General features: G+C 40.7%; 12 protein-coding genes. 9 read left to right on the top strand and 3 right to left on the bottom strand.

What is annotated here, in order from left to right:
- From HPE63_RS17255 to tsaB, 4 genes are all read left to right on the top strand, one after another.
- Nucleotides 1-1,263 carry an ABC transporter permease gene (locus HPE63_RS17255; RefSeq protein ID WP_188315556.1) on the top strand — a complete coding sequence of 421 codons (1,263 nt, stop codon included), beginning with the start codon at nucleotides 1-3 and terminating at the stop codon, nucleotides 1,261-1,263.
- A 42-nt stretch (nucleotides 1,264-1,305) separates the two neighbouring features.
- A complete protein-coding gene (locus HPE63_RS17250) occupies nucleotides 1,306-2,469 on the top strand; it encodes an efflux RND transporter periplasmic adaptor subunit (protein WP_188315555.1) in 1,164 nt (387 codons plus the stop codon).
- Between the two features lie 34 nt (nucleotides 2,470-2,503).
- Entirely contained in the window at nucleotides 2,504-3,853 is a 1,350-nt protein-coding gene (locus HPE63_RS17245) for a TolC family protein (protein ID WP_188315554.1), read from the top strand.
- Nucleotides 3,854-3,941: 88 nt separating this feature from the next.
- Nucleotides 3,942-4,613, top strand: coding sequence for a tRNA (adenosine(37)-N6)-threonylcarbamoyltransferase complex dimerization subunit type 1 TsaB (gene tsaB, locus HPE63_RS17240; protein ID WP_188315553.1), 672 nt, complete (start codon nucleotides 3,942-3,944; stop codon nucleotides 4,611-4,613).
- Between the two features lie 101 nt (nucleotides 4,614-4,714).
- On the opposite strand, the gene HPE63_RS17235 is transcribed toward tsaB, so the two are convergent.
- Entirely contained in the window at nucleotides 4,715-4,915 is a 201-nt protein-coding gene (locus HPE63_RS17235) for a dodecin family protein (protein ID WP_188315552.1), read from the bottom strand.
- Between the two features lie 70 nt (nucleotides 4,916-4,985).
- Entirely contained in the window at nucleotides 4,986-5,888 is a 903-nt protein-coding gene (locus tag HPE63_RS17230) for a NifU family protein (RefSeq protein WP_188315551.1), read from the bottom strand.
- A gap of 122 nt (nucleotides 5,889-6,010) precedes the next feature.
- Between HPE63_RS17230 and HPE63_RS17225 the strand changes: the two genes are divergently transcribed.
- Nucleotides 6,011-7,003, top strand: a complete 993-nt coding sequence (locus HPE63_RS17225) for a PorP/SprF family type IX secretion system membrane protein (protein ID WP_188315550.1) — start codon at nucleotides 6,011-6,013, stop codon at nucleotides 7,001-7,003.
- A gap of 78 nt (nucleotides 7,004-7,081) precedes the next feature.
- Here the strand turns inward: HPE63_RS17225 and HPE63_RS17220 are convergent, their stop codons facing one another.
- Nucleotides 7,082-8,266, bottom strand: coding sequence for a vWA domain-containing protein (locus HPE63_RS17220; RefSeq protein ID WP_188315549.1), 1,185 nt, complete (start codon nucleotides 8,264-8,266; stop codon nucleotides 7,082-7,084).
- A 253-nt stretch (nucleotides 8,267-8,519) separates the two neighbouring features.
- Between HPE63_RS17220 and HPE63_RS17215 the strand changes: the two genes are divergently transcribed.
- The 4 genes from HPE63_RS17215 to HPE63_RS17200 form a co-directional block, all read left to right on the top strand.
- Nucleotides 8,520-10,730 (top strand): histidine kinase, encoded by a 2,211-nt coding sequence (locus tag HPE63_RS17215; RefSeq protein ID WP_188315548.1) that lies wholly within the window; start codon nucleotides 8,520-8,522, stop codon nucleotides 10,728-10,730.
- Nucleotides 10,727-11,455 carry a LytR/AlgR family response regulator transcription factor gene (locus tag HPE63_RS17210; RefSeq protein WP_188315547.1) on the top strand — a complete coding sequence of 243 codons (729 nt, stop codon included), beginning with the start codon at nucleotides 10,727-10,729 and terminating at the stop codon, nucleotides 11,453-11,455. Before HPE63_RS17215 ends, HPE63_RS17210 begins: the two co-directional genes overlap by 4 nt.
- A 19-nt stretch (nucleotides 11,456-11,474) precedes the next feature.
- Nucleotides 11,475-11,990, top strand: a complete 516-nt coding sequence (locus HPE63_RS17205; protein WP_188315546.1) for a gamma carbonic anhydrase family protein — start codon at nucleotides 11,475-11,477, stop codon at nucleotides 11,988-11,990.
- 169 nt (nucleotides 11,991-12,159) lie between these two features.
- On the top strand, nucleotides 12,160-13,728 hold a 1,569-nt coding region (locus HPE63_RS17200), incomplete at its 3' end, for a Calx-beta domain-containing protein (RefSeq protein ID WP_317172924.1).

The following is a 13,728-nucleotide window of genomic DNA, read 5'->3' as shown; positions in this document are numbered from 1 at the left end:
ATGGGCTTCATATTTGATAAGAATACATGGCAAGAGATTTTTGGTTCTATTGGCAAGAATAAGACCAGGACGATAATTACTGTGATTGGGGTACTCTGGGGCATTTTTATTTACATAGCACTTTCTGGATCGGCCAAAGGATTGGACAACGGATTTGAAAAGGCCTTTGAGACTGTAGCTATGAACAGTATGTTTGTTTGGGCCCAGAGTACAAGCATGCCTTATGAAGGCTTTAAAACAGGTAGGCAGTTGCAATTGAAAATGGGCGATGTGACGGTTTTGGAAAATAGAGTACCTGAAATTCAAAGTATTGCACCACGAAATGCAAAAGGGGTATTCGGAGATGCACCGGCATTGGTTGTAAATGGACAAAAATCGGGCAATTATGCTATATATGGGGATTTCCCTGTATTCACCAAGATTGCGACCAAAAAAATATATGATGGGGGTAGGTTCATCAATGATGATGATATTGAACAGACGCGAAAGGTCTGTGTTATTGGGGAACGAACACAAAATGAGTTGTTTGAGAAGGACGAGGATCCTATAGGGGCTTATATTAGAGTCGATAACATCTATTTTCAGATCGTAGGGATTCATAAATTCACTCCAGGTGGGGGTTTTGAAACGGATGGCGATATCTATATTCCATTTACAACGTATAGGAAGTTGTATAACACTGGCGATAATGTAGGTTGGCTGACCATAGCCGCTTATGACGATGCTGATGTGGTACAGGCCGAAGCTGATGTGAAAGCCGTTTTAAAGAGCATTCATAAGGTGAATCCTGATGATGAAAGAGCCTTTGGATCATTTAACTTGGGAGAGGTGTTCAATCGTATTATGGGCTTTGCCAAAGGAATGACATTCTTGTCCTTGGTGGTGGGTATAGCCACTATTTTGGCAGGGGTTATCGGAATAGGCAATATCCTATTGATATCCGTAAAAGAGCGAACAAAGGAATTGGGGGTTCGTAGGGCTCTCGGTGCAACACCTTCAGAGGTGAAGAATCAGATAATTTTGGAATCGGTGTTTTTGACAGTAATTGCTGGGATAATGGGAATTATTTTAGGGGCAGCGACCCTTAGTTTAATAAATAGTTTTACAGAAGGCGGCGATTTCCCATATGCTAATCCAACGGTACCCATTCCTTATGTGCTTGGAGCCTTGGCTATCATGGTGGTTTTAGGGACCTTAATAGGGTTAATACCCGCGCAACGGGCAGTGAGTATTAAGCCGATTGATGCATTACGCGAAGAGTAAGAAACAAATAACAAACCAGTATATAAATTAACACACTTTAAAATGAACAAATATTTAAAATATTCTTTAATAGGGATTTTGGTGCTTGGGGCACTATGGGCTGCGGCTTTCTTTATAAAATCCAATAGTAAATCGGCAATAACCTATGAGACACAGAAGCCATTTATTACGAATATAGAAAAGAAAACAGTGGCTACCGGTAAGGTGGTGCCAGAGGATGAAATTGAGATAAAGCCACAAATATCGGGTATAATCGATAAAATATATTTAGAAGAAGGCGTCAAGGTCAAAGCTGGGGATTTAATAGCCGTTATAAAAGTGGTTCCCAATGAACAATCACTAAACCAGGCAAGGGGTAGGGTACGTAATGCCGAGCTTGCTCTGAACAATATAAAAATCGAATACAATAGGAACAAGTCCCTATTTGACAAAGGGGTAATATCCAGTCAAGATTTTAATAGTTTACAATTACAGTATGATCAAGCCCAGCAAGAATTGAGCAATGCGCAGGCCGACTACCAAATAATCAGGAGAGGATCTGCAGGAGGTTCTACGACGGCAAATACAAATATTCGTGCTACGGTAGACGGCACTATCTTGGAAATTCCAGTAGAGGAAGGCGATCAAGTCATCCAAAGTAATAATTTTAATGATGGTACAACTATCGCCACCATTGCAGATTTGTCCAAGATGATTTTTGAGGGTAAGGTAGATGAGGGTGAAGTGGCCAAGTTGCAAATAGGAACGCCATTAAAAATAAGTCTTGGGGCTGTTGAAGGGAAGGAATTGGATGCCAAACTGCGATTTATAGCGCCCAAGGGCGTTGAGGAAACCGGCGCTGTCCAGTTTAAGATTGAAGGTGATGTTGAAATACAGGAAGATGTTTTTATCCGGGCAGGTTATAGCGCCAATGCTTCTATGGTGTTGGAGAAAAAAGACAGCGTTATGGTCATTCCCGAGGCATTGTTACAATTCGATAAAAAAACCGATAAGCCTTATGTCGAGGTTGCAGTGGGTAATGTTGAGGATCAAAAATTTGAACGGAAGGATATCGAAATAGGAATATCAGATGGGGTAAATGTTGAAATCGTATCTGGTATTACCGAGGAAGACCTAGTAAAACAATGGAACAAGACCGAACCTATCAAAAAAGGAGAAGATGGTGATGAAGATGGTGATGAAGGTTCAGAGGATAGTGAAGAATAGATCATCAATCAATCAATAATCAAAAATTTAAAAAATGAAGTTTAAACTAACAGCAATACTCCTCGTATTTACAATTGGATGGGCAACGGCCCAACAAAAAAAGTGGACCTTGGAAGAGTGTGTACTTTATGCTGTGGAAAATAATTTGACCGTAGAACAATTTGAATTGGATCTGGAAAATGTAATGATCGACGAAAAAGATGCCTTGGGTGATCTGTTGCCTAATTTAAATGCCTCGACCTCCGCATCAAGTAATACGGGTTTCTCAATCAATCCTACCAATAACCTGCCTACGAACAGCACTGCATTCAATGTGAATGCGGGTTTTAGTTCCAACGTTGTTCTTTATAATGGTTTACAGAACATTAAAAGGTTGAATAGGGCAAAAATGGCCGCTATTTCAAGTCAATATCGATTGGACAATTTAAAGGACGACATCCAATTGAACGTGGCCAATGCCTATCTACAAATCGTGTCGAACAAAGAAGCCTTGAAAGTTTCAAGAGCCCAATACGCCGTTACCGAGCAAGATTTGAAACGCACCAAGGAATTGGTTGAATCGGGTGTGGTACCCAAAGGGGATTTATTGGAAATAGAGGCCACAGCAGCGAATCAAGAGCAACAGATCGTGAACAACGAGAGTTTGGTACTGATTTCTAGGATTAACCTTGCCCAGCTATTGCAGATTACCGATTATGAGAATTTTGACGTATCTGAAGAGACCTTCAATATTCCGCTTTCCGATGTTTTGAATAACTCTCCAAAAACTATTTTTGCCAAGGCGCTGGAATTCAGGAACGATATTAAATTCTCCAAGGCCAATGTTGAACTTGCCGAAAAGGATTTAGAGATCGCCAAAGGGGCATTTGCTCCAACGTTAACCGGGTTTTTCCAGTATGGGACCCGATATTCCGATGTCACCCAGATTCCTGATGCCAATGGAATTGCCTATACACCTAGCTTTAAGGATCAGCTATGGATTTTCGATGGTATTTCATATGGTGCACAATTGAGTATTCCCATTTTTAATGGGTGGAGTACGAGGAACAGTGTCAATCGTTCCAAGATCAGTTTAGAGAAATTCAGGTTGCAGTTCGAACAGGACAAATTAGATCTCGAAACGACCATTAATCAGGCGTATGTCGATGTTACTACTTTTTACAAGGCTTATGAAGCCGCTGAAAAAACATTGGAAGCTAGACGGTTGGCATATGAGTATGCCCGGGAACGTTTTGAAGTGGGATTGATGAACTCCTTTGACTATAGTCAGGCACAAGCGAGGGTCGATAATGCGGAAGCTGAGGTTGTCCGATCCAAATACGCCTATATCTTTAGACTAAAAATACTAGAATTCTATTTTGGCATTCCAATTACATTGGAGTAAAAAATGAACTTTAAGATTAATAGGCCCAATATATTTTCTAGTATTGGGCCTTTTTATTTTCAGGGTATTAGGTATATCTTTGTGGGCTATGGCTTTGATCCTGAACTTAGAGACCGCGACCACCAATTGTTCTGTTTCCCTTGCGAAGAACGGGGAGGTAATTGCTATCAAAGAGTACAATTCCGCAAACTATTCACATTCCGAGCAATTGCATGTCTTTATTCAAGACGTATTACGGGAAGCCTCTTTAAATAGAACCGATCTCGATGCCGTGGCCGTAAGTAAAGGTCCAGGTTCGTATACAGGGTTACGCATAGGGGTGTCGGCGGCCAAAGGGTTATGTTTCGCTTTGGATATCCCATTGATTTCGGTTTCAACATTAAGGAGTATGGCCGAACAGGCGAAGGATGCCGAGGTTGATTTTATTGTCCCGGTCTTGGATGCCCGAAGAATGGAGGTATATTCTCAAGTGTTCGATAAGACCCTAAAGGAAGTGCGCGAGACCCGGGCAGAGATTATCAGTGCCGATTCATTTCAAGATTATTTAGACAAGGGCAAGGTAATGTTGTTAGGTAGCGGCGCTGAAAAATGTATGGGTGTAGTAGGGCCCAACAATGTGATTTATAGAACTGAAATCGTTCCCTCTGCGAAAGAAATGGGAAGTTTGTCACATATAAAATACAAGGAAAAGGACTTTGAGAATGTTGCCTATTTTGAACCGTATTATTTAAAGGATTTCATTTTGCAGGGCAAAAAATAATTCCATTCATATTTTGTATTTCGCATTCCCTTCCCTCCAAAAATAAAGGCATAAAAAAACGTCCTTAAACAGGACGCTTTTACCATTTGGATTACAAAGGATTATTTTACTTCAAAAGTGATTTTCACGTTCACTCTAAAATTATCCAATTCACCATCCTTAACCGTGGCACTTTGTTCGTTAATATACACAGAGCGTATATTTTTCACGGATTTTGAAGCTTGGGCAACCGCTTTTCTGGTGGCGTCTTCCCAACTTTTATCTGAATTCGCTAATACTTCGATAACTTTTAAAATTGACATACTATTTTATTTAATGGTTTTCTTAAAGTTAACAAATAAAAAGAAGAAAGGCTAATCCGAAACATAAAAATCAACCGTTCAAAGCTACGACTTCATTTACCTTTTCACCCATCATATTCTTAAGCATGGTTTCTATGCCATTCTTCAAGGTATAGGTCGAAGAGGGGCACCCACTACAAGCCCCTTGGAGAATAACATTTACCGTCTTGGTATCCGCTTCGTACGATTGAAAAAGAATATTACCGCCATCACTTGCAACGGCGGGTTTAACATATTCCTCTAGAATATCTATGATCTGTTTGGAAGTATCATCCAACGGCTCTTGGGTTTTATTTGATTTTGTAGGAACGGTATTCGAAGCAGAAATACTGCTTTCCGTAACCACTTCATTGCCATTGGCCAAAAATTCCCTTACAAATTCGCGTAATTCCATGGTAATATCATCCCATTCGGCTACGTCATATTTACTTATCGAGACATAATTCTCATCAAAGAAGACTTCTTTGACAAAAGGAAATTGGAATAACTGGGTGGCCAACTTCGAGCCTTTCGCTTCATCGAGGTTCTTGAATTCGAAAGTAGCCGGCACAATACGCTTGTTACAAACAAATTTCATCACCGATGGGTTAGGGGTGACTTCGGCGTAAATGGTTATTGGCACCTTTGCACGGGTTTCTTCTTCTATAATGACCGGCTCCCCCGAATTCAGATAATCTACCAATTGTTGTGCGACTTCTTCCTGTACATCTATCCATTCAACAATATCATAACGTTCAAGGCCGATGAAATTCCCTGAAATATATACGGTTTTGATAAAGGGAAGGTAGAATAATTGCTGTGCCAAAGGGGATTTTTTGGCCTCATCTATATTTTTAAACTCGTAATTCGTGTTCTTGGTTATGAACTGGTTGGTCTCGAATTTTAGAACTGCCGGGTTATTGGTTTGCTTTACTACAATTGAGTATGCCTTCATAGAATTATGTTTTTGGTAAAAATACAAACTAATTCCTACTTCAGGGATATATAATAATGTAGCATTTCATCCGTTATACTTAATATTTGGACGATATTATAATAGAAATCCCCAATATCTATATGAAATTTCGCTTGGTGCTACTATTCGCTTTTATGGCTTTTGGCTTTACGTCAGTGGCTCAAGAAGGCGTTCCCGTTTATTTTGATTATTTGTCTGACAACTACTATCTGGTACACCCTTCAATGGCGGGTATCGGTGAAGGGGGAAAAATTAGGGGCACCATTAGAAAACAGTGGTTTTCTGTCGATGAAGCTCCCAACCTACAAACCCTGAATGCACATTTTCGATTGGGGGATGGTCCTAGCGGTGTTGGGGCCATATTCTTTAATGATGCCAATGGGTATCATTCGCAGACCGGACTTAAGTTGACCTATGCACACCACTTGAAATTAGGGGGTGATGAGCGCTTTTTAAATCAATTATCATTCGGACTTAGCGGTGGTTTATTGCAAAGTAGTTTAGATGAATCCGAGTTTCGTTCGGTAATCCCTGATCCTATCATCACGGGTGCCAACAATAGTGTCAGTTATTTTAATGTAGATTTTGGCATGTCATATAGCCTAATGGAGTTCTATGCACACTTTTCAATTCTGAACGCTTTGGGAAGTGGAAGGGATTTGTACTCGGCCATTGAATTTGACAATCTGAGGAGGTATCTGGTTTCGGCTGGATATGTTTTTGGTAGGAATGAATGGCAATATGAACCTTCGGTACTTCTACAACTTACTGAATTTACTGAGGAAAAAACGATAGATATCAATGCCAAGGTATACAGGGATGTTGATTTTGGCAGAATATGGGGTGGGGTTTCCTACCGAAGAAGTTTCGATGGGGCACAATTCCTGGTCGATGGTACCTTTGGGGAACAGCGACTACAACTGATCACACCGATTATAGGGGCGAATATTAAAAATTTCATGGTTTCTTATAATTACTCGTATCAGATGGGGGATATTCGGTTTGATAATGGAGGTTTCCACCAGATAACCGTAGGTTACGATTTCGGCCAAACAGAGCGTCGATACGATTGTTATTGTCCCGCGGCACAGTAAAAAGGGCCTAATCCTTTTTAGAAGATAGACCCCTTATAAAACACCGATTATATAAGTTTAATAATTAATCAAAGGTGTTTATTCCCACTTGTAATTTTTCTTTTCGGCCTGTTTTTTTATGGCCTCCAACATGGCATTCTCCAATTCTCCCGTAGCATTTTCCTTTTGGTTTTTTGCAATAAAGGCATCCCTTTTTGTATTGAGTTCCTGGATCTCTTTTTGTATATCGCTACGTTCCCTCTTTTTTGTTTCTATATAACGTGCTATTTCGGATGTTGATTTGTCTTGCAGTTCTGTAGGCAATTGTTCTTTTTCGATGGCTGAAATATCAAAATCCTTGTCATCCATGGCATCGACCAAGTCCCACGATGAATTCTTGTACATTCTGGAGCTTTTGCTTACCGCCCGTTTTACGGCTACGGCCTCTTCCAATTCCATGGCATTTTCATCTTGTACCATTTGTTGTTCCCTTTTCATTGCCCCACGGGAGCCATAGCTGATATATGTTTTGTTCAGTTTGCCATTCAATTTAATAATGATATCATCATATGGTGTCTCTATATGCACGACACGCCTATTATGGTCAATGGCCATATATTCACCTCCGGTTAGGGTAGCCCCTTTTTTCCAATCCGTTTGTACACCTTGATCATAGTTGCCACAAAAGATCGTATTTATAACGACATCCTTTTCAATGGCATTAGTTATAGCGTCTTTGTAATTCAATTTTCCTTGCGTAAAAGGTTCGTTCCCGGCAATGAAGATCATCTTCAAATGGTCAGGATTTTTACCCCAATCCAATTGCTTTAGGGAAGTATGGATCACCTGTCCGCAGTATTCCTCGCCCCCATTAGTCGTTAGGGAAAACAATTTTTCCGAGATTTCATCCAAATCGGTGCTAAAATCCAGAACCTGTTGAATATATCCCTCTCGTGATGAGAGATTATCATTGCCGTATTGATAGAGGGCTATTTCTAAATTGGGTCTTGAACCGTTGCCGCATTTCGCATGGGTAAACTTGTTCACGATATCCCATAGCTGCGATTTAGCTTGGTTAATCAACCCGTCCATGCTATTGCTTGTGTCTAATAACAAAGCGATTTTGACCGTATTGCTCTTTGGTTTTTCAATGGGTTCGTTAACGATGGCTTCGGCAATGATGGGTGCCTTGTTGGTTCGTTTTAGGGTTAATTCACAGCCATACGCTGTATTGATTGTTGCTGTTAAAAGGCAAATTCCTAGGATTCGATGTACATTTTTCATGATATTCAATTTTTATTTTATTGTTTTTCAGCGTTGTTCTTATGCCTGAAAAAAAATAATTTCTATGGTGTAAATGTATTTTCGAACTTTTTATAAAAAAATAAGGAATGAGTGAAGTATCCTTTTGATTGAGTAAAGCGGTATCTTGATTTCGTAAACCTGGATTTCTGCAGGGAATATGACCTATTTTAGGCATTTCTTCATTTTTTATTGCCGTATAAATCAGCTAAGTTTACGTTGTTTATTAAGAACAATGCACAAAATATACTGCATACTAATTGTACTGCTCATAGGTTGCTTCACTTGTTTTTCGCAGGTTCAGCCCACCAAGGCAAAACTCCAGATCAAGGGAACGGTGAAAGGATTGGAGAACAGTACCCCTATTTCCGGGGTCTCGGTTTCCACGAATTCTGGGGAGTATACCTTGACCAATGCCTTTGGCGAATTTAAGATCAGGGGTATGATAGGTGAGGAACTCATTTTTGAGAGTCCACATTTTGAAACGGTTAGGCATCGCATCAAAAGTGGTGAGGATGTCGATGTCAAGGTCAAGGGATATGTTGAAAAAGGGGATAGTAGCTTTAGCAGAAACAAAAGTTCCCCAAGTGGGATTTCGTTACATGCCCTCTTTTTGGATTCCGCCAATTACTACAAAAAAACCAATATTGAAAAGAGTATTGATTATATCACAAAGTCGATTACAGAATTGGGTCAAAGAGGCGATAAAAAAGAACTTTCGCAATCATTGTCGACCTTAGGGGAGGTCTATTATTTTCACAAACAGTACGACCTTTCGATTGCCAGTTTTTTGGATGCTTTGGAAGCGCAAAACACCACCAAAACCTCTTTTTTGTTAGGTAAGGCCTATGTAGCGAATCGGGATTTTAAAAATGCCGAAGAAACGTTGACGCCTTTACTTAAGGTCAAGAATCTAGTCCCCTTTCAAAAAGTGGAGCTGTATGAATATTTGGGGGATGCTTATTTGGGCATGGGTGATATCGATAAGGCTGTGTCCTTTTATAGGGAAGGACTGACCATTGCCGAGAAAAACCAGGTCGCCCCAAAAGTCACCGACCTGAATTCAAAAATTGCCGATGCCTATGTCAAGGACAATCGAAATATCGAGGCCGAAGGCTATTATTCCAATTCGCTGAAATTAGCCAAAAGTGAGGCACCGCAACGATCTATTCAGGAAAAGGAAAAAGTGGCCGATTTCTATAATAAGAAAAACAGGTTCGACGAGGAAATCCAATTGCGCAAACAAAGTTTGAACGAGCTTGGGGAATTGCCGGCCGATACCAAGGTCAGTCTCGATAAACCAAAATCGCTCGACTCCATTACCTCCCAACGCATCAATTACAAGATAGCCAATGCCTATATAGCCCAGGATAATTACGACGAAGCCATACCCTATCTTCAAAAAAGTATCATTGAGGCAGATAGCGATGATGATCTGATCATTCAAAAGGATGCCACGCGTAAGTTGTCAGAGGTATATGAATATAAAGGGGAATTCAACAAAGCATTGGAGACCTATCAAGATTACGTGGCGGTAGTAGATACGCTATACATTCGCAAGGAGCAGGAAATATCGCGTGCCGCACGACTCAATCGTGAAATCGCAGCAAAGCAGAGTCGTATCTCTGGTTTGGAACAGGAGCGGGAGTTGTCCCAAAGCAAGTACGATCTAGCGATCACCGGTCAACAATTGCAAGAGGAAAGTAACAAACGTAAAAACTGGGTTATCTATTCCTTGCTTTTTGGTATGTTGTTAATGGGTTTGGCGGCCTTCTTCTTCTATAGGAGTAATCAGCAACAAAAACTGGCGAATAACCTTTTGGCGTTAAAATCATTACGTTCTCAAATGAACCCACATTTTATCTTTAATGCTCTGAATTCTGTAAACAGTTTTATTGCCAAAAGCGATGAACGTAGTGCCAATAGATACTTGAGCGATTTTTCTACGCTGATGCGTGCGGTTTTAGAGAACTCGGAAGAAGATTTCATCCCATTATCCAAAGAGTTGGAATTGATACGACTCTACGTAAAATTGGAGCATTCCCGATTCCCGGACAAATTCGATTATTCAATTGATGTAGATGACACTATCGATATTGAAAGCTACCAAATTCCCCCCATGCTCTTGCAGCCCTATATTGAGAATGCCATTTGGCATGGTTTGCGTTATAAGGAGGATAAAGGGTACCTAAAAATTCAACTTGAAAATATTGGCAAAAATTCCATTCGAATTTCGGTTGAGGATGATGGGATTGGACGAAAAAAATCCGCCGAGTTAAAAACCCAAAACCAGAAAAAACAAAAGTCAAAAGGAATGGGGAACATCAGTAAAAGAATTGCCATTTTAAACGAAATGTATAAGGATAAGGTAGACGTACATATTACCGACCTGAGCAGCGATGGCCATGGTACCAGGGTCTTGTTCACTTTAAAAAAAGATAAATGAACTTAAATGCGTTAATTGTTGAAGACGAGGCGAATAGTCGGGACATACTTCGAAACTATTTGTCAAAATATTGCGAAAATGTCACGGTTGTAGGGGAAGCAGCGTCCATTCAGGAGGCCCTTCAATTGATCAACGGGAATGAACCCGACCTGGTTTTTTTGGATGTTGAAATGCCCTATGGCAACGCTTTTGACCTATTGGATCAATTGCCCGATAGAAGTTTTGAGACCGTATTTGTTACGGCCTACAATCAATATGCCATCGATGCTTTGAACAATCATGCGGCCTACTATTTGATGAAACCGATCAATATTGATGAATTGATAAAGGCTGTCGAGTATGTTTCAGAAATAAAAACCAAGGAAACCGCCCTCGAGGACACCATTTTGAATGCCCAGCTACCTAAGGTCGAGGGGAAAATCACCTTGCCCCAACAAGACGGTTTTCAAGTGTTGAATGTGGCCGATATTCTGTATTGCAAGGCTGATGATAATTATACAGAAATCCATTTGGAAAAAAAGAAGATCTTGGTCAGTAAAACGTTAAAGTATTTTGAGGAGGCACTGTCCCAATTTCCCTTCGCACGCATACACAAGTCCTATTTGGTGAATGTCAATGAGGTCATCAAATATAAAAAAGGCAAAGGGGGTAGCGTTGTGGTTTCGAACGGCAGGGAACTTTTGGTTTCAGCTTCCAAAAAGAAGGAATTATTGGCTTATTTTTGAACCAAGAAAAATACAACCCATGTTGATAAAATCAGTTAGGGGTAAGACCCCAAGTATAGGAGAAGATTGCTATATCGCCGAAAATGCGACCATAGTGGGGGAGGTCACTATGGGCGATCAATGCAGTATATGGTTCAATGCGGTGGTCAGGGGGGATGTACATTTCATAAAAATGGGCAACAAAGTGAATGTTCAGGACGGTGCCGTAATACATTGTACTTATAAAAAGTCACCGACAACCATTGGGAATAATGTTTCGATCGGGCATAATGCCCTGGTCCATGGGTGTACCATTAAAGATAATGTGCTGATAGGTATGGGTAGTATCATTATGGATGATTGTGTGGTCGAGAGCAATAGTATCATTGCGGCAGGTGCCGTGGTGACCCAAGGGACCCATGTCCCCGCAGGTTCCATTTTCGCGGGTATGCCCGCAAAAAAAATAAAGGACATTAGCCCAGAATTGAGTTCTGGGGAAATTGACCGGATCGCCAATGCCTATGTCAAGTATTCGGGTTGGTTTAAAGAAGATTGAAAATTCGTTCAAATAATGCGAAATTGCGACATATGGCCCATTATTTTAAAAGGTATTTATGTTATTAAAGAAAGAAAATCCCTATCTTAACATACCTGCTTTCCAAGTTGTACATTGAGATAGGATTTGTGCAACGGACAGTCTTTGAAAAAGAAAAGCTTAAAATTATATGTTTGCCCCGATTCGAAGTATATCAAACGCTTCCAAAAAGCTATTGTTTTTTGGTGCCTTTTTGCTTTTTACCCTTAGTGGGTATGGGCAGGATGTATCTATAGAAAATGTTACCGAAGACGAGGATGTGGGTAACATGGTTTTTACCGTCACATATAAAGGTGATGATCAACCCCTGGGTACAGTGGTAGTGGTTACTTATTCTTTTGTTGATAATACAGCCATAGGCGGGATTGATTATGACAATACCAGAAATACGCCATTGTTTTTTTCTGGATTTGATGGTGAAACCCAAACTATAACTGTTCCGATAATAGATGATTTTATAGATGAAAATGATGAGGAGGATTTTACAGTTCAATTAGGTACTCCCACTAACGGTGTAGGTCTCGCTGGCGGAGGGGATGCAAGGGGACGAATTCGTGACAATGATACAGCGGGTATAAATGTATCCACAACTACCGGAACAACTACTGAAGCTGGGGGGCAGGCTATTTTTACCTTTACGCTAACCAGCCAACCAACGGCCGATGTGACCCTATTTATAGATCGGTACGATACCACGGAAACTATAGGGCCTTCAGCTATAGTACTGACCTCTTCAAATTGGAATACCGGGGTCGATTTGATAGTAACTGGTGTTGATGATAATATCATAGATGGGGATATTGTAGATAGAATAAGGACAGAAAGTGTCGAGTCTCCTGACTCCTTTTATAATGACTTGGATGGCGGTGATGTTGCGGATTTGGATGTTACCAATCAGGATGATGATGTTGCAGGCGTAGTGGTTACATCAGTAGTCGGTACTACGACTGAAGCCGGCGGAACGGCAACTTTTACATTTACACTTACAAGTGAGCCTTCAAGAGATGTTACCATTCCAATCACCGGTTATGATATAACCGAGGTTACAGGAAATGCTGAGGTGGTTTTGGATTCTGGAAATTGGAATACCGGAGTGGATTTGATAGTTACAGGAGTTGACGATGCTGTGGTCGATGGGGACATGATTGTTTCCTTGATTACCGGGGATGTCACCTCAGATGATGATGATTATGATGATTTGGTTAATATTGATGTCGCGGATATTACAGTGACTAACGAAGATGATGACATTGCAAACCTCACAATTTCGGACGTCGAAGTTTTAGAAAACGTGGTTGGTAGTAATATAGTATTCAATGTCGTATTGGATATAGCGGTAATTGGTGGAACGACAGTCGACTATACCTTTTCTGATGGTACCGCTACTGGGGGTGGTGTGGACTACGAAGGTACCGATGGCACACTTATTTTTGTGGGCACTGCTAATGAAATTCAACAAATTACCGCGACCATTATCAATGACGACTTATTTGAAAGCACGGAAGAAACCTTTACGGTAGCATTGGGTACACCCTCCAATGGGGTTAACCTCGTAGGCAGTGGTATTGGTACGGGTACCATAACCGATGACGACAATTGTGCCCCAGCGCCCATTTTGAACAGTGCCGTGCAAACGGCATTTTGTGGCACCTTTACCTATGATGATGGCACTCCGATGAGTCTTAATGATTATACCGAT

It is taken from the genome of Maribacter arenosus, assembly GCF_014610845.1.
In the GTDB taxonomy this organism is placed as follows: domain Bacteria; phylum Bacteroidota; class Bacteroidia; order Flavobacteriales; family Flavobacteriaceae; genus Maribacter_A; species Maribacter_A arenosus.
This window is presented reverse-complemented; position numbering and strand designations above follow the sequence as displayed.

What these genes read in the sequence shown, in the direction of transcription:
- HPE63_RS17255 (WP_188315556.1), top strand. Translation starts at nt 1, where the DNA reads ATGGGCTTCATATTTGATAAGAATACATGGCAAGAGATTTTTGGTTCT.
- HPE63_RS17250 (WP_188315555.1), top strand. Translation starts at nt 1,306, where the DNA reads ATGAACAAATATTTAAAATATTCTTTAATAGGGATTTTGGTGCTTGGG.
- HPE63_RS17245 (WP_188315554.1), top strand. Translation starts at nt 2,504, where the DNA reads ATGAAGTTTAAACTAACAGCAATACTCCTCGTATTTACAATTGGATGG.
- tsaB (WP_188315553.1), top strand. Translation starts at nt 3,942, where the DNA reads ATGGCTTTGATCCTGAACTTAGAGACCGCGACCACCAATTGTTCTGTT.
- HPE63_RS17235 (WP_188315552.1), bottom strand. Translation starts at nt 4,915, where the DNA reads ATGTCAATTTTAAAAGTTATCGAAGTATTAGCGAATTCAGATAAAAGT.
- HPE63_RS17230 (WP_188315551.1), bottom strand. Translation starts at nt 5,888, where the DNA reads ATGAAGGCATACTCAATTGTAGTAAAGCAAACCAATAACCCGGCAGTT.
- HPE63_RS17225 (WP_188315550.1), top strand. Translation starts at nt 6,011, where the DNA reads ATGAAATTTCGCTTGGTGCTACTATTCGCTTTTATGGCTTTTGGCTTT.
- HPE63_RS17220 (WP_188315549.1), bottom strand. Translation starts at nt 8,266, where the DNA reads ATGAAAAATGTACATCGAATCCTAGGAATTTGCCTTTTAACAGCAACA.
- HPE63_RS17215 (WP_188315548.1), top strand. Translation starts at nt 8,520, where the DNA reads ATGCACAAAATATACTGCATACTAATTGTACTGCTCATAGGTTGCTTC.
- HPE63_RS17210 (WP_188315547.1), top strand. Translation starts at nt 10,727, where the DNA reads ATGAACTTAAATGCGTTAATTGTTGAAGACGAGGCGAATAGTCGGGAC.
- HPE63_RS17205 (WP_188315546.1), top strand. Translation starts at nt 11,475, where the DNA reads ATGTTGATAAAATCAGTTAGGGGTAAGACCCCAAGTATAGGAGAAGAT.